This is a genomic window from Rhodococcus ruitaii, assembly GCF_055230935.1.
Map to the genome: position 1 here is coordinate 1 of NZ_JBUYWC010000021.1, position 24,045 is coordinate 24,045.

General features: G+C 70.4%; 4 protein-coding genes. 2 read left to right on the forward strand and 2 right to left on the reverse strand.

What is annotated here, in order from left to right:
• The first annotated feature begins 149 nt into the window (after positions 1 to 149).
• Positions 150 to 494: a pentapeptide repeat-containing protein gene (locus ACZI8W_RS23240; protein ID WP_463370882.1), complete on the forward strand. Its 345-nt coding sequence runs from the start codon at positions 150 to 152 to the stop codon at positions 492 to 494.
• Positions 495 to 549: 55 nt separating this feature from the next.
• On the opposite strand, the gene ACZI8W_RS23245 is transcribed toward ACZI8W_RS23240, so the two are convergent.
• Positions 550 to 927, reverse strand: coding sequence for a VOC family protein (locus ACZI8W_RS23245; protein WP_463370950.1), 378 nt, complete (start codon positions 925 to 927; stop codon positions 550 to 552).
• Positions 928 to 1,026: 99 nt separating this feature from the next.
• On the opposite strand from ACZI8W_RS23245, the gene ACZI8W_RS23250 reads away from it, so the two are divergent.
• A complete protein-coding gene (locus ACZI8W_RS23250) occupies positions 1,027 to 1,752 on the forward strand; it encodes a TetR/AcrR family transcriptional regulator (protein WP_463370883.1) in 726 nt (241 codons plus the stop codon).
• Between the two features lie 18 nt (positions 1,753 to 1,770).
• On the opposite strand, the gene ACZI8W_RS23255 is transcribed toward ACZI8W_RS23250, so the two are convergent.
• On the reverse strand, positions 1,771 to 23,895 hold the full coding sequence (locus tag ACZI8W_RS23255; protein ID WP_463370884.1) for a non-ribosomal peptide synthase/polyketide synthase: 22,125 nt from the start codon (positions 23,893 to 23,895) through the stop codon (positions 1,771 to 1,773).
• Positions 23,896 to 24,045 lie beyond the last annotated feature (150 nt).

Consider the following 24,045-nt stretch of genomic DNA (forward strand, 5'->3'; position numbering starts at 1 on the left):
CCCCGGAGGGGCGTTCGTGTCGGGACCGACACACCGCCGGTCCCCGTGTCCATCGATAGGGAGATCAGCTGTCCGTCAGCGGGGACGAACGTGTCCGTCTACAGGGAGGTTGGCATGTCCGCTAGCAGGCGGATGCTCGCTGCGTGAGAATGTATGCTCGCAATGCTCATTTCGAAAACACCGATTTCAGCGGGGCGGTTTTGAACTATGCCACCCTGACCAGCGCGAATCTGGTCGGCGCGAATATGTCTGGAGCTGATTTGCGTGGTGCGCGCTTGACTGGCGCCGATCTTTGGGGTGTCAACTTCGACGGTGCCGACCTCGAGGGCACAGAATTTCACGAGAGCCAGTTCGGGCACCGCGACGACGTGGACGATCTGGTTCGCCGCGGTGCCCGTGTCAAGACTGCCTACCGCATGGATGCCACCACGATCATGGTCCTCGGCTCTTCGAGCACGGACACCCAAGCGGAGGATCGAGTCGATCCAGCCTGAACCTGGAACAACCTGCCCAAGCCACCCCGGTCCCAGGCGTTACCGTGATGACCGTTCAGACCCACTGCACAAGTTGCCACACAATGCCGTTGGGGTCGGCGAACTGACAGTAGCGCTCACCCCACGGCTCGGTTTCCGGCGCGGTGATCACCGTGGCGCCCGCGGCAGCGATGCGGGCGTATTCGGTGTCGAGGTCGGCGACGACGAAGGCGATCAGCATGCCTTGACCGGCCGGACCTGCAATGGAGGCAGGTTTGAAGGTGCCGAGGCCGGTGCGCAGGAAGACGATGTTCAGTCCCGCGCTCGGGTGCTGCAGGGAGATGAATCCGTCGTCGGACATGGCTTCGGTGAATCCGAAGTGCGCCTTCGCGAAATCGGCGGACGCGGCGGTGTCGGCGACGTTGAGGGACAGGGCGGTGCCGGTGATGTCGATGGTGACCTCCATGACGTAGATAAACCTTATGCAACGTATACATTATTCAGTGTATAGAGTTATTGCGGAGGATGCACCCCCGAGTTCAGGAGAGACCCGATGGCCCGCGACCTGATCGATCTGCTGTGGCGCGATCACCCCGACGCACCGTGTGGCGGTACCCGCGGACCACGAGCGAAAGTCACCACGACACAAGCAGTTTCGACCGCCATCACCCTCGCCGACGCCGAAGGCCTCGACGCTGTGACGGTACGCCGACTCGCCGCGGACCTCGGCGTCTCCGGGATGGCCCTCTACACCCACGTCGGCTCCCGCGACGACCTGCTGGTGCTCATGGTCGACGCCGCGCGCGCCGACCGACCCCGCACCCCCTACACGAGCGAAGACTGGCGTGCCCGAGTCCGGCAGGTCGCCGAAGCGAACCTCGCGCTGTACACCGCGCACTGGTGGATGCTCGACATCACCGACCAGCGGGCATCACTGGGACCGGGCACGATCGCGGCCTACGATCACGACCTCCACGCGTTCGACCGCACCGGGCTGACGGACCTCGACCGCGACGCCGCCGTCACCTTCGTCGCGGACTTCACCCGCGCATCGGCGCACGCGCGCCGCCCCGACCCCCGGGCCGCCGACATGGCCGAGGTGTGGGCTGCCTGGCACCGGCGCCTCGCCGGGTATGTCGGCGACGAATTCCCCCTCGCCCGGCGGGTGGGCGCCGCCGCCGGGGAGGCCGTGAGCACCTCCTACAGCCCCCAGGCCGCGTGGGCGTTCGGACTCGACCGGGTCCTCGAAGCGTTGGGGTCTCTCATCGACCACACCTAGCTCCGGCACCCGCCCCGCTCAACGCGACATCTCCGTCCCGATCCCCCAGCGTCCCTGCCCGCGACGGACAGTCGCATCGCTGTCCTCGAGCCGCGCGATGAGCACTGAAGCGATGTCCTGTGCGGCGGGCGGTGCCACCATGTCGTGGTGCTCGCAGTCGATGCGGAACTGATGGATCTCACCGTCGACGATGTCGTGCCACGCCGCGACGGCGGGCACCGACCCGGCGGAGCGGGTGGCGGTGAAGAACAGCACGTCGCCGTGGAAGGTCACCGGCGAATGCCGCCGCGCCGCGCGGGCCGCGGCCGCCGATCCGGTGTGCAACCACTCGAGATGCTGCGAGGTCAGCCCCGACAGTTCCCCGAACGTGACCTCGAGGAGTTCGAGTGCGTCCTCGTAGCTGGGGTCGGGTCCGCCGTTGACGGCGACACCGAGGTCGCGGAGCATGTCCTTGACCGCCGGGACCGCGCCTCCGGGCACGTTGAGGTGCGCGTCGAGCAATGCGAGGGTGTCGACGACCTCCCCGTCGCGTTGCAGTTCGACAGCGACGGCGTGGGCGACGATTCCGCCGAGTGACCACCCCAGCAGATGGTAGGGCCCGTGTGGCTGCACCCGGCGGATCTCCTCGGCGTAACGCACGGCCAGTGAGCGGATGCTGTCGATGGTGCCGGAGCCGCTCAAGGTGGGCAGCTGCAGCCCATACACGGCGCGTTCCCCGCCGAGATGCTGGGTGAGACCGGCATATCCCCAGGCCAGACCCGCCGCGGGATGCACGCAGAACAATGCCGGTGTGCTGCCTTCCCGCAGTGGCACCAACACCCGCAGCGCGTCGTCGATGGTGCCGTTGTCCGCGTCGCCACCGAGATGCTGTGCCAGGTCTGCGACCGTCGGGTGGGTGAACAGCGCCGGGAGCGGGATCCGCCGATTCACCCGCTGGGACAGATCCGGGACGAGTCGGGTCGCGAGCAGCGACGTGCCCCCGAGATCGAAGAAGTTGTCGTCGGCGGAGACGTCCGTCAGGCCGAGATGGGTGGCGAACACCTCCGCGACGAGGCGTTCGAGGTCGGTGCCCGGGGCGCGGCCCTCGGCGGCGCGGGTGGTGAAGTCCGGTGCTGGTAGCGCGCGGCGATCCAGCTTCCCGGCGGGGGTCAGCGGGATGGCGTCGAGGACGACGATCACTGTCGGCACCATGTGCCCGGGCAGGTGGTCGCCCACATGCCGGCGCAGTGCAACCGGGTCGGGAGTTGCGCCCTCCGCGGCGCGCACGTACGAGACGAGCACCGTCTCTCCGGACGGGGCGGTGTGGCCGAGGGTGTGCGCGAACACCACGTGGTCGTGGCCGGTGAGCGCGGTGTCGATTTCGCCGAGCTCGATCCGGAATCCGCGGATCTTGACCTGGAAATCGGACCGGCCCACATAGTCGAGTTCCAGCCGTCCGGCCGGGTCACCGACCCACCGCACCACATCGCCGGTGCGGTACATCCGCTCCCCCGCCTCCCCGTACGGGTCGGCGACGAACCGGCCCGCCGTCAGATCGGGCCGGGCGTGATAGCCGCGGGCCAAACCTGGTCCGGCCACATACAGTTCGCCGGGCACCCCGACTGGGACCGGGCGCAGCCGCGCATCGAGCACCAGGGAGCGGAACCCGCGCGACGGGCGGCCGATGGTCACTGGCCGTCCCGCGCGCAGCGGGTCGGTCAGCGAGGTCATGATGGTCGCTTCGGTGGGTCCGTAGGCGTCGATCATGCGGTGCCGGTCGGCCCAGCGGTCGACGAGTTCCGGCGGGCAGGGTTCACCGGCGACGAGCAGCACGTGCAGGTCGGGGACCTGCGCCGGGTCGAGGGACGCGAGGGCGGTGGGGGTGATGAAGGCGTGGTCGACGCGGTGGGCGCGCAGCGCTGCGGCGAGGTCGTCGCCGCCGTACACGCCGGGTGGCACGATCACCAGGCTCGCGCCTGCGGACAGCGCCATCATCATTTCGAAGATCGACGCGTCGAAGCTCGGGGACGCCAGGTGCGAGATGCGGCTGCCGGGTTCGACGAGCAGGTGGTCGTGTTCCTCGGCGGCGAGGTCGGCGAGGCCGCGGTGGGTGACGGTCACCCCCTTGGGGCGGCCGGTGGAGCCGGAGGTGTAGATCAGGTAGGCGCCGTGGTCGGGGCGCAGGGGGGTCGGGCGATCGGCGTCGGTGATCGCGGTGGTGTCGCGGGTGGTGAGGTCGGCGCGGAGCTCGTCGGAATCGAGCACGATCCAGTCCACGGTGTCCGGGAGGGTACCGCGGTGTGCGGTGTCGGTGATCCCGGCGGTCGCGGCGCTGTCGGTGAGCATGAACTCGATCCGCTCGGGGGGATAGGTGGGGTCGACGGGCACGAACGTTGCGCCGCTGCGGGTGGTGGCCCACACGGCGGTCACCGAATCGATCGACCGGGGTAGCGCCAGCGCGACGACGGTGTCGGGGCCGGCGCCGCGGTCGAGGAGCAGCCGCGCCAGCGCGGTGGAGGCGTGGTCGAGTTCGCGGTGGGTGATGGTGCGGTCCCCGTCGACGACCGCGACGGCGGCGGGGTCGACGGCGACGGCATCGGCGAGCAGATCCGGCCACAACCGGGCACCGACGCTGTCCGGTCCAGCCGCGGGTACCAGGGTGGCGTGTTCGAGGTCGGTGAGCAGGTCGATGTCACCGACCGGGATGTCGGGGTGCGTGGTGACGGCGTCGAGCAGTCGGGTCAATCGGGCCGCGAACCCGGCGACGGTGGCGGCGTCGAACAGGTCGGTGGCGTACACGAACGCCGCCTCGAGACCGCCTTCTGCGGTGCCGGTCGCGGGGGCACCGTCGGCGTCGGCGACGAGCAGTTCGAGGTCGAAGTTGCACACTGTCGGGTCCAGGGACACACCCTGCACCGTCAGATCCGGCAGCTCCAGGGCGGGTCGTTGGGTGTCCTGGAATTCGAGGGACACCTGGAACAGCGGGGAATGCGCGGTCGAGCGGATCGGGTCGGCGGTCTCGACGACGGTTTCGAAGGGGATGTCGGTGTGCGCGAAGGCGTCGAGGTCGCGGTTGGTGATGTCGGTGAGCAGTTCGGTGAAGGTCGCGTCGGTCGGCACCGGGGTGCGCAACACCACGGTGTTGACGAACATGCCGACCACGTCGTCGAGGTCGCGATGCCCGCGGCCGGCGGTGGGGCTGCCGACGGCGATGTCGTCGGTGCCGGACAGCCGTGCGAGCAGCACGGCGAGGGCGGCGTGCATCGTCATGAACACGGTGGTGCCGTGCGCCGCGGCGAGTTGTGTGAGCCGCTGATGGAGCGCCGTGTCGATCGGGAAGCGGACCACGTCACCGCGGAACGACTGTTGCGGGGGCCGGGGCCTGTCGGTGGGAAGCGGCAACACCTCGGGTAGCTCGGCGAGGGTGTCGCGCCAGAACCGGATCTGGGTGTCGGCGAGGGACTGTGGGTCGGTCGGGTCGCCGAGTCGGTCGCGCTGCCACAGGGCGTAGTCGGCGTACTGGACGGGTAGCGGCGTCCAGGAGGGAGCATCCCCGCGGGTGCGGCCCTGGTAGGCGATCATCAGGTCGCGCGCCAGCGGCGCGAGCGACGAACCGTCGGCGGCGATGTGGTGGACCACGAGTACCGCGACGTGTTCGTCGTGGCCGAGGGCGAACACCCGGGCCCGCAGCGGCACATCCACGGTGACATCGAACCCGGCCGACGCGAATTCGGTGACCGCGGCCAGGACCGTGTCGGCGGCGGCGGGGACCACGTCGAGGGTCAGCGGCACGTCGTCGGCGGCGAGAATGCGGTGGTGGGGTCCGTCCGCGGTGGCCGGGTACACGGTGCGCAGTGCCTCGTGCCGGGCGAGGACGTCGTGCAGGGCGGCGCCGAGCGCCGCGCGGGAGAGGTGCCCGCGCAGCCGGATCGCGAGCGGGATGTTGTAGGCGGCGGAGGTGGTGTCGAACTGGTTGACGAACCACAGGCGTTGCTGGGCCGGGGACAGTGGAATGCGGTCGGGGCGCGGCGCCGCGGTCGGCCCGGTGTGCGGTCCGCTGCGCTCGGGGCTGCTGTCTGCGGAGTTCAGGTGTGCTGCGAGGTCCCGCACGGTGGGATGGTCGAACAAGGCGCGTACGGGGATGTCGCGGCCCAGATGTTCGCCGAGGCGGGCGACGGCGCGTGTCGCGATCAGCGAGTTGCCTCCGATGTCGAAGAAGCTGTCGGTGGCCGAGAGGGTGTCGAGTCCGAGTAGTTCACTCAGGTGTTCGGCCAGGACGGTTTCGAGTCCGTCGGCAGGCGGCTGGTGGTCGGTTCCGGAGCGGGTCAGGTCCGGTACGGTCAGGGCGCTGCGGTCGAGTTTCCCGACGGGTGTCAGCGGGATCTCGTCGAGCACGGTGATGAATGCCGGCACCATGTACGCGGGAAGATGCTGCGCCACATGATGTTTGACGCTGTCTCGGTCGAGGGTTCCGGGGACGGTCGGGTGGCAGTGCGCGACCAGTACGGTCTCCCCCGACGGCGCGGTGTGCGCGACGGTCACGGCGAATCCGACGTCGGGATGGGTGGCCAGGGCAGCGTCGATCTCGCCGAGTTCGACACGGAACCCGCGGATCTTGACCTGGAAATCGGACCGGCCCACATAGTCGAGCTCGAGCCGCCCGGCCGGGTCACCGACCCACCGCACCACATCCCCGCTCCGGTACATCCGCTCCCCCGCGGACCCGTACGGGTCGGCGACGAACGCGGCGGCGGTCAGATCCGGCCGCGCGTGATACCCGCGGGCCAGTCCGGTCCCGGCGAGGTAGAGCTCACCGGGCACCCCGACGGGGACGGGGCGCAGCAGTTCGTCGAGGATCACGGCGTGCACCCCGCGCAGGGGTGGCCCGAGCGTCAGGGTGCTGTCGCGGTGCAGCGGGTCGCTGATCGCGGCCATGATCGTGGTTTCGGTGGGCCCGTAGGCATCGACGAGGCGGCGGCCCGGCGCCCAGGCTTCGAGCAGGTCTGCCGGCCAGGCTTCGCCGCCGACGGCGAGGTCGACGAGTGTGGTCAGGTCGGCGGGATCCAGCGAGGCGAGGGCGGCGGGGGTGATGAACCCGTGGGTGACGGCGTGGTCGGCGAGGAACCGGCCGAGTTCGGTGCCGCCGTACAACTCCGGGGGCACCACGACGAGTGTGGCGCCGGATCCGAAGGCCAGCAGGTACTCGAAGATCGACGCGTCGAAGCTCGGTGAGGAGAAGTGCATGACGTTCGAGCCCGGTCCTGCGCCGAACCGCGCGCGCTGGTCGAGCGCGAAATTGTGCAGGCTGCGGTGTGTGGTCACCACGCCCTTGGGGCGGCCGGTGGAACCGGAGGTGTAGATCAGGTAGGCGGCGTGGTCGAGGCGCAGCGGTGTCCGCCGGTCGGCGTCGGTGATCGGGGCGGCGACATCGGCTCCGACGCTGACCGCGCGGCTGCCGAGGCCGAGGGTGTCGAGGTCGATCCACCGCACCGTGTCGGGTAGCGCGCCGCGGTGCGCGGCGGTGGTGACCCCCACGGTCGCACCGCAGTCGGCGAGCATGAACTCGACCCGTTCGGCCGGGTAACGCGGATCGACCGGCACGAACGCCGCCCCGGTCTTGGTGATCGCCCACATCGCGAGCACCGACTCGACGGAGCGGGCGATCCCCAGCGCGACCACAGTGCCCGGCCCGGCGCCGTCGGCGATCAGGTGGCGGGCCACCACATCCGATCGCGTATCGAGATCGTGATAGGTGACCGCGACGTCACCGTCGATCACACCGGTCGCATCGGGGTACGCGGCCGCGGTGGCGGTGAACAACTCCGGCAGGGTCAGCGTCGAACCCCCGTCCGGGCCGCGTACCGGGGTCAGCGCGCCCCGTTCGGTGGTGGTGAGCACCGAACGCTGCGCGAGCGGCGCGGCAGGGTCGCCGGTCAAGGTGGTCAGGGCCGCGATGATGCGGTCGGCGACGACCGCCACCTCGCGGCTGTCGAACACCTCGGGCAGGTACTTCATCCGCAGATGCATCGCGGTGTCGGTGTGCGCGACGATGCTCAGTGGATAGTGCGCCGCATCGCGGCCGGTGATCCCGGTGATGCGCATGCCGGCGATATCGGTGTCACTGCTCATCCCGGCGGCGTCGACCGGATAGGACTCGAACACGGTCAAGGTGTCGAACCGGACGGCGGCACCGACATGCCGATCGAGCGTGTTCAGATCCAGATGGTGATGGTCGAGCAGCGCCGCCTGCTCGGCCTGTACCCGGTCGATGAGCGCCCCCACGGTGTCACCGGGGTGCATGGTGATCCGCACCGGGACGGTGTTGATGAACAACCCGACCATCGTTTCGATCCCCGCCACCTGCGGGGGGCGCCCGGAGACGGTTGCACCGAACACCACATCACGACGGCCGGTGAGCGCACCGAGCACCAGCCCCCACGCGACCTGCACCACGGTGTTGACCGTGACCCCGCGTGCGGCGGCGACCGCGTCGATCCGCGCGGACAGCTCGGCGTCCACGTCGATGTCGAGGTCCTCGGAGACGCCGCTGGTGGCGCCGGCGCGGTACTGCGGGGCGAGCAGCGTCGGCTGATCGACCCCGGTGAGCGCGCGGCGGTAGGCCTCGAGCGAGGCGGCCGGGTCGCGGTCGGCGAGCCACGCCAGGTATGTGCCGAAACTCCGGGGCCGGTCGAGGATCGTCGTGTCGTTGTCGGTGGCATACAGCGTGAGCAGTTCGCGGATCAGCACCGGGGTGGACCAGCCGTCGAGCAGCAGGTGATGGTTGGTCAGGGCGATCCGGTGCCGGTCGGAGCCGAGGTGCACGACCGTGACCCGTAGCAGCGGCGGGGCGGCGGTGTCGAATCGGGTGGTGCGGTCGGTCTCGAGCAGCCGGTCGGCGGCAGCGTCCGGATCCGGGTCGTCACTGGTGTCCGCCACCGTGACCGGCACCTCGGTGTGTGTCGGCACCACTTGCACATATCCGTCGGTGCCGTCGGCGGTGAAGGCGGCCCGCAGGTTCGGGTGCCGCACCGTCAGCATCTGCACCGCACGCCGCAACCGTGCCTGATCGAGCCGGCCGGCGACGTCGAGGACGAGCTGCACGACATACGCGTCGGGGTCGTCCCCGGCGAGCAGCGCGTGGAACAGCAGTCCGGTCTGCAGTGGTGCGGTCGGCCACACCGTCTCGAGCGGACCGTACTGGTCCTCGAGGTGGTCGAGGGTCGGCTGGTCGAGCCGTACCAGCGGCAGATCCGACGGGGTCAGGCCCCCGGCGTGCGGGCTGCGGGCGTGCCGCGCCAGCGCCGTCGCGGCGGCGGTGAACCGGGCGGCGAGGGCGGTGACATCGGTGTCGTCGAGGAGCCCGGCCGGGAACGACCAGAACGTGCGCAGCACCGGGCCGTCGGGTCCGTCGACGGTCACCGCATTGAGATCGATCACCGCGGCGGCGGACATGTCGGGGCTCTGCGTGCCGCCGCGACCGAACGCGCCGATGGGCAGCCACGGCGCATCGGTGGCGGTGTCGGTGCCGACGGTGGGGCGCCCGAGGTAGTTGAAACTGAGTTGCGGGGTGGCCAGTGCCGCCAGTTCGGTGGCGGTGTCGTCGACGAGATACCGCAGCAGACCGAACCCGACCCCGTGATCCGGTACCGCGGTGAGGTGTTCCTTGACTGCCTTGATGGCACGTCCCGCCGCGGGTCCCCCGGTGAGCGCGTCGTCGAGGTCGAGTCCGGTCAGGTCGAGGCGCAGCGGATGGATGGTGGTGAACCAGCCGACGGTGCCGGACAGGTCGGCGCCGTCGGCGGCGGTCGTTTCCCGGCCGTGTCCTTCGATGTTGAGGAGCACCTCGCGCTGGTGTTGTCCGCGGTCGCGGCGCCACGCGGTGACAGCGAGCGCGAATGCGGTGAGCAGGCCGTGTTCGACCGAACCGTGGAACCGGTCGGGCACCGTCGTGAGCAGCGTCTCGGTCACCGAAGTGGGCAGCACCGACTCCACCGTGGCGACGGTGTCGTTGACGTCGACGGCCGGATCGAACGGCCGGTCCCCCACCGGGGGTTCGGCGACATCGACAGTGCGGAACCAGAATTCGAGTTCGGCGCGTCGAGCCGGATCGTGCGCGGACTCGGTCAGGGCGTGCGCCCAGCGGCGCACCGACGTGCCCGCCACCGGGGGTAGCGGCGCCGCCGGGGTGTCCGGGTCGAGACCGGCCGCCCACGCGGCCGCGAGATCGGGCACCAGGATGCGCCACGACACCCCGTCCACCGCGAGATGGTGGAGCACCAGCAGCAGCCGGCCGGCGCCGGCCGCCGCGTCGAACCACACCGCCTGCATCAGCACCCCGCCGGACGGGTCGAGCCGGTCCGCAGCGGCATCGAGTTCGTGCGAGACGAGGGTGAAGAATTCGTCGGTGTCGGCGGCGCTGGTGACCGGCACCCGATGGATCACGGTGTCGGCGCGCACCGCGCCGGGCGGGTCGACGTGCAGCGTGACCCCGCGTGGCGCGGCGGCATTCGGGTACAGGCGGCCGCGGAGCATGTCGTGCCGGTCGAGCAACACCTGGATCAGTGCGGTGAGCACGGCGCGGGTCAGCTCGGTCGGCAGCCGCAGCAGCACCGTCTGAGTGTATCGGTCGTAGCTGCCGCCGCGGTCGAGCATCCACGCCGCGATCGGGGGCAGCGGGACCTCACCGATCCCCCCGCCGGGCAGCTCCGTCAATACGTTCGCGGTGGCGGTGGCGGTGGCGACCGTGGCGAGCGCCGCGGGAGTCTTGTGCTCGAACACGTCCCGCGGAGACAGTTCGAGTCCGGCGGCTTTGGCGCGCGACACCAACTGGATCGACATGATCGAGTCGCCGCCGAGCGAGAAGAACGAGTCGTCGACGCCGACGGTGTCGAGACCGAGAACCTGCGCGAACAATGCGACCAACTGCGCCTCACGGTCCCCGGCAGGAGCGCGCGTCACCGCGGAACGCGCCGCGAAATCGGGGGCGGGTAGGGCGCGGCGGTCCAGTTTTCCGGTGGCTCCCACCGGGAGGGTGTCGAGCACCACCAGGGTGGCGGGCACCATGTACGCGGCGAGGTCGGAGGCGACCTGCGCCAGCACGGTGTCGACGTCGAGGTCCGCCCCGGTTTCCGGCACGAGGTACCCCACGAGACGATCGGTGGCGGTGCGCTCGTCGTGGTGCACGATCACGACAACGCGGGCCACACCGGCCGTGCGCACCAGGGCCGCTTCGATCTCGCCGAGTTCGATGCGGAAACCACGTATCTGGACCTGGAAGTCGCTGCGGCCGACGTATTCGACGGCACCGCTGCGGGTGCGCCGCGCGAGGTCGCCGGTGCGGTAGAGCCGCGCACCGCGGGGACCGTTCGGGTCGGCGACGAAGCGGGTGGCGGTCAGGTCGGGGCGATGCAGGTAGCCGCGGGTCAGTTGCCCCCCGCAGACATACAGTTCGCCGATGGTGCCGGTGGGGGCGGGATGCAGCCGGGTGTCGAGGATGTGCAGGTGCAGCGACGGTAGCGGTGCGCCGATGAGACTGGCGGTCGTGTCCGCGGCGAGTGCCCGGTCCAGGGGCAGTGCGGTCACGTGCACGGTGGTTTCGGTGATGCCGTACATGTTCACCAAGGTGGGAGTGGTGTCGTCGTGCCGGCGGTACCAGCGGTCGAGCTGAGCCAGATCGAGGGCTTCGCCACCGAAGATGATCCACCGCAACGGCAGCGGTGGTCCCCCGGCGACCCGGTCGGCCTCGACGAGTTGCTGGAATGCCGTCGGGGTCTGGTTCAGGACGGTGACCTGCTCACGGCGCAGCAACGCGAGGAACTCGTCGGGGGTGCGGGCGGTGTGGTAGTCGACGACGACGAGACGTCCCCCGTGCGCGAGGGCACCCCACAGTTCCCACACCGAGAAATCGAAGGCGTAGGAGTGGAACAGGGTCCATACGTCGTGCTGGTCGAACCCGAACTGGTGGTGGGTGTCGGTCATCAGGGTCACGACGGTGCGGTGCGGCACCACCACCCCTTTGGGGCGGCCGGTGGAACCGGAGGTGTAGATCACGTATGCGGTCTGATCGGGGTGCACGGGGCGTCGCTCGCCGCCGGTCAGGGGCGCCGTGGGCAGCGCCGCGAGCCGGTCGAGCACGGCCTGCTCGTCGAGCAGCACCGTCTCGGGCGCAGTGTCGGGCATGAACACGGCGTGCTCGGCGGTGGTGAGCACGCACACCGGGTGCGCGTCGGCGAACATGAAGGCGAGCCGCTCCGGCGGGTACGCGACGTCGATCGGCAGGTATCCGGCACCGGCGTCGAGGATGGCGAGCAGCGCGACGACGAGGTCGCGGGTGCGGGGCAGGGCCACGGCGACGAGGGTGTCGGGGCCCGCTCCGTGATCGAGCAGGAGCCGCGCGAGGCGGTGGACGCGGTCGCCGAGTTGCCGGTAGGTCAGCTGCCCGTCGTCGGCGGTCACCGCGACTGCGTCGGGGTCGAGTGCGGCGCCGCGTCGGAACAGATCGAGCAGGGTGTCGGTGCTCGTGGGTGATGTCGGTGCCGCGTCCGTCCGCGCGCTGACGGTCCGTTCGTCGTCGGTGAGCACATCGAGGTCCCCGACCGGTCGCTGCGGATCGTCGGTCACCGCGGTGAGCACCTGGACGAACCGGTCGGCGATCGTCGCGGCGGTCTCCGCGTCGAACAGGTCGGTGGCATAGGTGAACGCGCCGTGCAGACCACCACCCGGGGTCTCCTGCACGGTGAGTTGCAGATCGAACTTCGCGACGTTCATGTCGGCGTCGAGGGCTTCGACGGTCAGGTCCGGTAGTTCCAGGTGGGTGCGTTCGGTGTTGCCGAATTCGAGGACCACCTGGAACAGCGGGGAATGGTCGGTGGCGCGGGTCGGGTCGAGCGCGTCGACGAGCTTCTCGAAAGGCAGTTCGGTGTGCCCGAACGCCGCGAGATCGACCTCCCGAATGCGGTGCAGGTGATCGCTGAACGACAGTGCCCCGGTGATGGGGGTGCGTAACACCACGGTGTTGACGAACATGCCGACCAAGTCGTCGAGGGCGCGGTGCCCACGGCCGGCGACGGGGCTGCCGATCGCGATGTCGTCGGTGCCCGACAAGCGCGCGAGCAGCACCGCGAGGGCGGCGTGCACTGTCATGAACACCGTCGCGTTGTGCGCGGCGGCGAGGTCGACCAGCGCGGCGTGGATGCCCGGGGCGACGTCGAAGCGGTGCACGGCGCCGCGGAACGACTGCTGCGGTGGCCGCGGCCGATCGGTGGGCAGCGGCAGCACCTCCGGCAGGTCGGCGAGGGTGTCGCGCCAGAAGCCGAGTTGGGTTGCGGCGATCGACTCCGGCGTGGTGGGGTCGCCGAGCAGATCTTGGTGCCACAGGGCGTAGTCGACGTACTGCACGGCCAGCGGCGGCAGATCCGGGGCGGCGCCGCGGGCGCGGGCCGCATACGCGGTCATCAGGTCACGGGCGAGCGGCGCCATCGACGCACCGTCGGCAGCGATGTGATGCACCACCACGACCAGGACGTGCTCGGTGTCGGACAGCGCGAGCAGCGCCGCGCGCACCGGCACTGCGGTGGCGACGTCGAACCCGGCACCGATCAGTGCGGTGATCCGGGCGGGTAGGTCGGTGTCGGTGAGGGGTTCGGGGTGCAGTGCGATCAGGACCTTGTCGGTGGAGGAGATCAGCTGCCGGGGTCCGTGCTCGTCGCCGGGATACCAGGTGCGCAGTGTCTCGTGCCGATCCAGGAGGTCGGCCACGGCGCTGTTCAACGCGGCCGGGTCGAGTCTGCCGGTGAGGCGGATCGCGAGGGGGATGTTGTAGGCGGCGGAGGTGGTGTCGAACTGATTGACGAACCACATGCGTTGTTGGGCGGGGGCGAGCGGGAGCCGTTCGGGGCGCGCCACCGGCAGCAGCGGGGTGTGGCTGTGCCCGCCGTGATCGTCGAGGACACGGGCGGCGAGGGTCCGCACGGTGGGGGCCTCGAACACCGCCCGTACCCCGGCGTCGGTGCCGAGGGTGGTGTTCAGGCGCGCGACGACGCGGGTGGCGATCAGGGAGTTTCCGCCGATGTCGAAGAAGTTGTCGTCCACCGAGACCCGTTCGTGTCCGAGGACGTCGGCGATGATGTCGGCGACGAGGCGTTCGAGGTCGGTGGCCGGTGGCCGGTAGTCACCGGCGGTGCCGGTCAGGTCCGGTACCGGCAGTGCCCGGTGGTCGAGTTTCCCGACGGGGGTCAGCGGGATCTCGTCGAGCACCACCACGGTGGCGGGCACCATGTGGGCGGGCAGGCGCGCGGCGACATGCGCGCGGACCGCGGCGGGGTCGATGTCGGTGCCGGTCTCGGGGAGCACGTAGGCGATCAGCACGGTGTCGCCGGAGGGGGCGGTGTGTCCGGCGGTGTGTGCGAACACCACATGGTCGTGGCCGGTGAGGGCGGTATCGATTTCGCCGAGTTCGATGCGGAAGCCGCGGACCTTGACCTGGAAGTCGGAGCGGCCGAGGTATTCGACGGTGTGGTCGGCGCGCCAGCGCACGACATCACCGGTGCGGTACATCCGTTCCCCGCGCGGCCCGTAGGGGTTGGCGACGAACCGGGCCGCGGTCAGGTCCGGGCGCCGGTGGTAGCCGCGGGCGACGCCGGGCCCACCGATGTACAGTTCCCCGGCGACCCCCACGGGCACGGGCCGCAACCGGTCGTCGAGGACGACCTGGTGGAAGCCGAGCGCGGGGCCGCCGACGGTGACGACCTCGTCGGGGTGCAGGGCCGGGCTGACGCTGGTTTCGATGGTGGCCTCGGACGGACCGTATCCGTTGAACATCTGCCGGCCGGGTGCCCAGCGGGCGACGAGTTCCGGCGGGCATGCCTCACCGGCGACGACGAGGACGCGCAGGGTGTCGAGGCCGTGCGGGTCGATCGAGGCCAGGGCGGTGGGGGTGATGAACGCGTGGGTGACCTGTTCGGTGCGCAGCAGTCGGGCGAGTTCGTCGCCGCCGTACACGTCGGGCGGCACGATCACCAGGGTCGCGCCGGCGCAGAACGCCTTGGTGTATTCGAAGATCGACGCGTCGAAGCTCGGGGACGCCAGGTGTGAGACGCGGGCGTGGTGGGTGATGGTGAAATGATCGCGGACTTCGGCGTTGAGGTTGGTCATGCCTCGGTGGGTGACGACGACGCCTTTGGGTCGGCCGGTGGAGCCGGAGGTGTAGATCAGGTAGGCGGGATGGTCGAACAGTAGTGCCATGGTGCGGTCGGTGTCGGTGATCGCGGTGGTGGATGCTGCCGCGATGCGTTCGCGCTGGTCGGGGTCGTCGAGGACGAGCCACGGCACGGTGCCGGGGAGCCGGTCGCGGTGCTCGGTGGTGGTCAGCCCGAGCGCGGCGGCGCAGTCGGTGAGCATGTAGGTGATGCGTTCGGGTGGGTAGGTGGGGTCGACGGGGACGAACGCCGCGCCGGTCTTGGTGACCGCCCACACCGCCGCAACCGAGTCGATGGATCGTGAAATACCCAGGGCCACTACTGTTTCCGGACCGATCCCCGAGTCGATGAGCAGGTGCGCGACACGGGTGGACCAGTCGTCGAGTTCCCGGTAGGTCACCTCACGGCCGCGGAACGACAACGCCACCGAGTCGGGGACGATCGCGGCGATGTCGGTGAGCATCTCCGGCCACCGCTGCGGCGACACCGGGGGCCGGCCGCGGGCCGGGGCGAGCGCGGCCAGTTCTGCGCCGGTGACGATGCCGATGTCACCGACCAGGAGTTGCCCACCCCCGGAAGCCCCGGCGGGGTCGGCGGTGACCGCGTCCACGATGCGCACGAACCGGTCCGCGAACGACACCACCGTGTCGGTGTCGAACAGGTCGGTGGCGTAGGTGAAGTACGCCGAAATCCCGGCCGGGCCGTCGTCGCCGACCCGTTCGGCGACCGACAACTGCAGATCGAACAACGACAGCGGTGCCGCGAGATCGAGTACCCCGACGGTCAGATCCGGCAACACCACGTCGGGGCGTTCGGTGTCCTGGAATTCGAGCATCACCTGGAACAAGGGGGAATACGCCGTCGACCGGGGCGGATCGAGGACCTCCACGAGACGTTCGAACGGAATGTCCGCGTGATCGAATGCCGCGAGGTCGTCGTCACGGACCCGCTGCAGCAACACCGCGAACGGTTCGGTGTCGTCGACCCGGGTGCGCAACACGACGGTGTTGACGAACATGCCGATCAGATCGTCGAGGTCCCGGTGCCCCCGACCCGCGATCGGGGTGCCGATCGTGATGTCGGACGTCGACGACAACCGGGCGAGCAGCACTGCCAGCGCCGCGTGCACCACCATGAACACCGACGTGTCGTGCCGGCGCGCCAACGCCACCACGCTGCGGTGGGTGGCAGCGTCGAGGGTGAACGGCACCCGGGCGCCGCGCCGGCTCTGCTGTACCGGACGGGCCCGGTCGAGGGGTAGTTCGAGTAGTTCGGGGACACCGCGGAGATCGTCGCGCCAGAACCGCAGTTGGCGGGCGGTCAGTGAGCCCGGATCGGTCTCGTCGCCGAGTGCGGTGCGCTGCCACATGGTGTAGTCGGCGTACTGGATCGGTAGCGGCACCCACCCGGGGCTGCGCCCCGCGGCACGCGCAGTGTAGGCCGTGATGACGTCGCGGGCCAGCGGACCGAAGGAGAACCCGTCGCCGGCGATGTGATGCAACACCATCACGAGCACATGCTCGGTGGCGGAGAGCGCGAGCACCCGGATGCGGACGGGAATTTCGGCGGCGACATCGAATCCGGTGGTGGCGATCTTCTCGAGGTGCGTGTCGAGGTCGGCGGCGTCGATCACGGTGACGGGGAGGTCGGGCAGCGCCGCCGCGGAGGCCGGGACGATCACCTGGATCGGCCCGGTGTCGGCGAACGGGTAGCGGGTGCGCAACGATTCGTGGCGGGTGACGACGTCGGTGACCGCGGCGCGCAGGGCATCCAGATCCAGGTGCCCGGTCAGGCGCAGCGCCACGGCCATGTTGTAGGCCGGGGAGGTGGTGTCGAACTGGTTGACGAACCACATCCGCTGCTGCGCCGGGGACAGCGGCAGCGGATCGGGGCGCGGCCCGGCGGTGAGGGCCGGGCGCGCCCCGGTGGGGGCGTCGACGGAGGTGCGATGCACCTGGTCGAGCACCGCGGCCACGGTCGGGTTGTCGAACAGGTCACGGATCCCGAGGTCGGCACCGAGAGCGGCCGACAGGCGTGCGGCGAGCCGCATCGCGAGCAACGAGCCGCCGCCGAGGTCGAGGAAGCTGTCGTGCACTCCCACCCGGGGTACCTCGAGGAGGTCGGCGAAGGTGTCGGCGACGAGGTGTTCGACGGGGGTGCGGGGCGCACGGTACGCGTTGTCGGGGGCGGACATGTCGGGAACCGGGAGGGCGTCGCGGTCGAGTTTGCCGTTGACGCCGACCGGGAACCGGTCGAGCACCAGCACGGTACTGGGCACCATGTAGTCGGGGAGGCGCTGCGCGAGCGCGGCGGTGACCGCGACGGTGTCGACGCTGTGATCGGGGTGCGGCACCACATATCCGGTGAGCACGTCGTCGGCGAGGTGGTGGACGAGCACCGCGGCCTGCGCGATGTCGGGGTGGCTGCGCAGGGCGTGTTCGATCTCGCCGAGTTCGATGCGCAACCCCCGGATCTTGACCTGGAAGTCGGTGCGCCCCAGATACACCAAGGCGCCGTCGCGGCGGCGGGCGGCGAGATCGCCGGTGCGGTACATCCGCTCCCCCGGGTGCCCGTGCGGGTCGGCGACGAACCGGTCTGCGGTGAGCCCGCCGCGGTCGAGGTAGCCGCGGGCGAGCTGCACCCCGGCCAGATACAGTTCGCCGACCGCCCCGGCCGGCACCGGGTGCAGGCGGGTGTCGAGCACGTAGGCGCGGGTGTTCCACACCGGGCCGCCGAGGGGCACGGTGGCGGTGTCGTCGTCGCCGGTGGTCCAGGCGGTGACGTCGACGGCGGCTTCGGTGGGCCCGTACAGGTTGTGCAACTCGACCTGTGGGAAGACACGGCGGGTCGCGGCGGCGGTTTCCGGGGGCAGGGCTTCGCCGGACGCGAACAGGTGCCGCAGCGAGGTGCCGGTTCCCGGCCGGGTCGCGGCGGCGGCGGTGAACACGGCGAGCATCGAGGGCACGAAATGCGCAACGGTGATGTGCTGGGTGTCGATGAGCTCGAGCAGATGGTCGGGGTCGCGGTGACCGCCGGGTGCGGCGAGCACGAGCCGCGCCCCGGTGTGCAGGGGCCAGAAGAACTCCCACACCGACACGTCGAACGTCGCGGGGGTTTTCTGCAGCACGGCGTCGGTTCCGGCGAGCGGATAGGTGTGCTGCATCCAGCGCAGCCGGTTGACGATGGCGCGGTGACTGACCGCGACGCCTTTGGGGCGGCCGGTGGAACCGGAGGTGTAGATGATGTAGGCGAGGTCGTCGCCGTGGGAGTCGCGGCGCTCGGCGCCGGTCAGGGGCGCGGCAGATTCGCCGTCGGTGTCGAGGGTGTCGAGGTGCAGGACCTCGACATCGGAGCCGGTGAGGCAGGCGGCGTCGGCGGTGACGGTCACCACGAGCACGGGGCGGGCGCTACCGAGCACGTAGGCGGTGCGTTCGGCGGGATGCTCGGGGTCGAGCGGCAGATAGGCGGCGCCGGTCTTGACGATGGCGTACATACCGACGAGCAGGTCGAGTGAGCGGGACACGGCCAGGCCGACGACCCGGCCGGGTCCGGCCCCGCGGCGCAGCAGGACCCGGGCGAGCCGGGTGGTGGCGGCGTCGAAGGCGGCGTAGCCGAGGGTGCGTTCCCGGGCGACGACGGCGGGGGCGTCCGGGGTGGCGGCGACCTGCGCGAGGAACGGGTCGATCAGAGTGTCGCCGGCGGGCAGCACCGCGGTGGTGTTGTTCCATTCGTCGAGCACCCGGATGCGTTCCCCGTCGGTGAGCAACTCGAGGTCGCCGACGGCGCGGCCCGGGGCGGTCACCGCGGCGGTGAGCAGCCGCACCAGGCGATCGGTGAATCCGGCGGCGGTGTCGGCATCGAACAGGTCGGTGGCGTACGACAGGACGCCGCGCAGCGAGTCGACGCCCCCCGCGGGGCCTGCGACCTCTTCGACGGTCAGGTGCAGATCGAATTTGGTGGTGGCGGTGTCGATTTCGTCGATGTCGACGGCCAGTTCGGGGAGTTCCAGGTGCGCGGTGTCGTTGTTCTGGAAGGCGAGCATCACCTGGAACAGGGGCGAATGCGACGCCGCCCGGGGCACGGCGAGCAGGTCGACGAGGACATCGAACGGCAGATCGGCGTGCGCGAACGCTTCGAGGTCGCCGTCGCGGACCGTCTGCAGGTAGGTGCCGAACGGCATCGCCGACGGCACCGCGGTGCGCAGCGCGACGGTGTTGACGAACATACCCACCAGGTCATCGAGCGCGGGTTCCCCGCGACCCGAAACCGGGGTGCCGATGGTGACGTCGTCGCTGCCGGACAGCCGCGCGACGAGCAGGCTCAGCGCCGCGTGCACCACCATGAACTCGGTGGCGCCGTGCGCGTGCGCCACCGCGGTGATCGTGCGGTACAGATCGGCGTCGATGCCGAATTCGACGGTGGCGCCGCGGAACGACTGGGTCGGGGGCCGGGGCCGATCGGTGGGTACCGCCGCGATCTCCGGGGCGCCGGCGAGCCGGGTGCGCCAGAAGTCGAGTTGCGCCGCGGCCCGGGATGCGGCGTCGTCGACGGCGCCGAGGACGTCGTCGAACCACAGCGTGTAGTCGGCGTACTGCACGGGCAGCGGATCCCACTGCGGGGACCGCCCGTCTCGGCGGGCGAGATACGCGGTCATCAGGTCGTGGGCCAGCGGGACCAGGGAACCGCCGTCCGCGGCGATGTGGTGTACGACCACGGCGACGACGTGGTGCTCGTCGTGCACGCGCAGCAGCCGCATCCGCACCGGCGGGTCGACGGTGACGTCGAATCCGGCGGTGACCACCTCGGCGACGGTCCGCTCGAGGTCTCCCCGAGTGACGGGGACCGGATCGAGGTCGACATCTGCCGCAGGCAGGATCTGCTGGATGGGGCCGTCCGCGGTCGCGGGGAACACGGTGCGCAGCGCCTCGTGCCGCTCGAGCAGATCCTGCACTGCGGCGGTGAGCGCCGCGACGTCCAGCCTGCCGGTCACGGTGATGGCGACGGGAATGTTGTAGACCGCGGAGTCGGTGTCGAGCTGATTGACGAACCACAGTCGCCGCTGCGCGGCGGCCACCGGGACCCGACCGGGCCGGGGCCGCACCGTGAGCGGCACCCGCGTGAAATGCTGTGCGGCGGCGCTCGTGTCGAGGTGCGCGGCGAGGGCCCGCACGGTGGGGGCCTCGAACAGGGTCCGCACCCCCACGTCGGCGCCGAAAGCGTCGTTGACCCGGGCCACCACCCGGGTCGCGACCAAGGAGTTGCCGCCGAGGTCGAAGAAGCTGTCGTCCAACCCGACCCGGTCGACACCGAGTTGCTCGGTGAGGATCTGCGCCACCGTGGTTTCGGTGGGTGAGACCGGTTCGGTGCCGTCCGAAGCGCTGCCGAACACCGGTTCGGGCAGGGCACGCCGGTCGAGTTTGCCGACCGGGGTCAGCGGAATGCGGTCGAGCACCACGAGCGCCGCGGGCACCATGTGTGCGGGCAGCCGCCGCCGCACATGCTCGAGCACGGCGTCGGTGTCGATGACCTGACCGGTCTCGGGTAGGGCATACGCGACCAGGAGGGGCTCCCCGGAGGCGGTGGTGCGACCGAGGGTCACGGCGAACGCGACGGTGTCGTGGTCGGTCAGTGCGGCATCGATCTCGCCGAGCTCGATGCGGAATCCGCGGATCTTGACCTGGAAATCGGAGCGGCCGAGATATTCGATGGTGTCGCCGTGGTGCCAGCGCACCACATCGCCGGTGCGGTAGGTGCGCGCGCCGGGGGGCCCGTAGGGGTCGGCGACGAAACGGGTCGCGGTCAGGCCGGGACGGTCGAAGTAGCCGCGGGTGACGCCGGGACCGCCGACGTACAACTCGCCCGCCACCCCGCGCGGTACCGGATGCAGCCGGGTGTCGAGGACCACCTCGGTGACCCCGCACACCGGCGCTCCGAGGGTGACGGTCTCCCCCGGGACGAGCGGTTCGGTGATGTTGACGACAATGGTGGTTTCGGTGGGTCCGTAGGCGTTGAACATCCGCCGTCCGGGTGCCCACCGCGCGGCGAGTTCCGGTGGGCAGGCCTCCCCCGCGACGGTGATCGATCCGGCGTGCAGGCGGGCCGGGTCGAGGGACGCCAACGCTGCGGGGGTCGAGAACATGTGGGTGACGCGTTCGCGGTTGAGCAGGTCGGTCAGTTCGTCGCCGCCGTACACGGTGGCGGGGACGACCACGAGGGTCGCACCGACCCCGAACGCGGTCATGTACTCGAAGATCGACGCGTCGAAGCTCGGCGACGAGAAGTGCGAGACCCGCGCGGTGGGGGGCGGCGCGAGCCGAGTGTGCATGGTCGCCGACAGGTTCGCCAGACCGCGGTGCGGCACGAGGACGCCTTTGGGTCGGCCGGTGGAGCCGGAGGTGTAGATCATGTAGGCGGCGTGGTCGAAGCGCAGGTCACAGGGCCGGTCGGCGTCGGTGATGGGAGCGTCGGAGGTGTTCTCGATGCGGGCGCGCAGCGCGGGGTCGTCGAGTTCGAGCCAGGGCACCAGAGCAGGTAATCGACTCCGGTGTGTTCCGGTGGTCAGACCGAGCACGGCACCGGAATCGGTGAGCATGTAGTCGATGCGGTCGAGTGGGTATGCTGGGTCGATCGGCACGAAGGCCGCGCCGGCCTTGGCGACCGCCCACAATGCGGCGACCGATTCGATCGACCGTGCGATTCCCAGCGCGATGATGCGTTCCGGTCCGGCACCCGCGTCGAGGAGGATGCGAGCGAGGCGATTGGACCACAGATCGAGTTCGCCGTAGGTGACCGATCGGTCGCCGCACACGAGGGCGGGGGTGTCGGGGACGATCGCGGCGACCGCGGACAGCAGTTCGGGCCACAGCTGCGGGGACATCGCCGGGCGTCCGCGCGCCGGGAGCAGCCCGTCCGGTTCGCCCTCGGCGACCAAGGGCAGGTCTCCGACGGGGCAGTCCGGGTCGGTGCCGGCACCGATCAGGACACGGCCGACCCGGGTGACGAAGTCGTCGGCGGTGTCGGCGTCGATGGCGGCGCGGCGGAAGACGGCGCGCACCGCTGTGCTGTCGGCGGTGATCGTGATGTGCAGAGTCAAGGCGGCGGACGTGTCCGGCGCGGCGGGGATCCGTGCGGCGGGGGTTTGCGCGGCCGGCGCGGTGACCGACAGGACCACCGGGGGGATCGGGACGGTGCCGGTGGCGGCGAGGTCGTCGGCGTCGATCTCGGCGTGGGCCGCGGCCGCGGTGTCGAGCGCTGCGAGGCGGGTGCACAGCGCGGTGAACGATTCCGCGCTGTCGACGGGCGCGCACAGCGGCAACACCACCGCGGGCCCGGGTCGTCCGACGACGGTGTCCTCCTGGGCGGTCAGGCGGGACTCGACGAGTGCGACGGCGGCGTGCAGCACCGGATACCAGGGGTCGGTGTGGTGGTCGGCGGACAACGCGGCCAGTGCTGCGGCCGTGACGGGGAGGGTCGTGTCGACGGTGCCGAACGTGTCGTCGCCGGTGCCGGGGGCGGCCGGGAACGAAACGGCAGGGGTGGTGCGCGGCAGCTGGAGTTGTTCCGGGGCGCCGGTGAGGGTGCGGTGCCAGAACTCCGCGGTCGCCACGGCGTGCCGGCGCCGCCGGCCACTGTCGGCGCCGGCCGGGTCGATCCGGTCGAGCGGGGTGTCTGCGTCGGCGCGCAGGAATTCGTCGAGCAACGCCACGAACGCGGTGTGATGGTCGACGAGTTCGTCGCGGTCGTAGCGATTCGGGTTACCGCGGAAGTCGATGAAGGTCTTCGCGGGGGTTCCGCTCTGATAGATGTTGACCAGCAGGTCCTCGACGGGACCGGAGGTCATGATATGGAATTCTCCGCGGATGTCCCCGAGGGTGATCTCCTGGTGGAAGAGCATGACGTTGACCATCGGCCCGGCGTAGCGGGCCGGATCCCCCGCGGCACCGTTGGCGCGGCGGATGTCCTCGAGGCTGAATCGCTGGTGCCGGAGCGCACCGGTGAGCTCCAGCTGGACGCGTTGCACCAGATCCTGGCGGGTGTCGTCGGCGGCGAACCCGATGTGCAAGGGGGCGGTGTTGACCAGCATCCCTCCGCTGCGCCGTACGACGGCCGTGGTGCGCGCCGAGACGGGCAGGTTGATCACCACGTCGTCGCGGCCGGTCATCCGCGCCAGATAGGTCGAGAACGCCGCGATGACCGTGGCGGTGGACGACGAGCCGGCGGTCTCGTCGCTCATGGTCAGGGCGTGCACGAGGTCGTCCGGTAGTGCGGTGCCGGTGAGCAGGCTCTGCGCGGCCGTCGGCGCGGCGCGCTGCGCGAGGGTCGATCCGTCTTCGAGTCCGGCGACCCGTCCGAGCCAGTAGTCGCGGTCGGAGAGGTAGCGAGCGGAGGCGTGATAGTCCCGATCCCAGTCGTAGAGGGTGCGCAGGTCTGCGGCGCGCGCGGGTTCCGGGTCGCGCTCCTCGCGCGCCGCGGTGTACAGCGCGGCGATGCGGTTGATCATGGTCATCGCGGCGTAACCGTCGAGTGCGACGTGGTGGATGCGGCTGTACCAGAAGTACCGGTCGTCCGCCACCTGCACGATCGCCATCTTCACCAGCACGTCGGTGGTCACGTCGACCGGTCGAGCGTAGTCGGCGTCCATCCACTTCTGAGCGGTGCGCAGCGGCTCGGCGGCGTCCCGGAAATCGAGTCGGGTGATGGGTTCGGATCCGATGGATTCGTCGACGAACTGATACGGCTCGCCGTCGATCTCGACGATCCGCAGATAGGCCGATCCGAATTCGCGGCTGGCGGTCAACGACACCTGGCACAGCAGATCGATGTCGAGGTCGCCGCGTAGATCGATGTATTGCGCGATGCAGATCGGCACGTGCGGTGCGAGTTGCTGCGCGAACCAGATCGACCGCTGCGCGGACGACAGCGGGAAGGCGCCTTCGGGCAGCGCCGACTGATGAGATCGCAACGACATTACCCCTCCGAGAAGCGATGTGGCCGTGACCGGCGCGCCCCGACTTCGCGTCCTGATCCCGATCGGTACCCGATCGGAGCCCCTATTTCGGTCGTGCGTGTTCCGTGTGACCGGACGTACTGTTCAAGCTAGACCACATTCGTTCCGGGG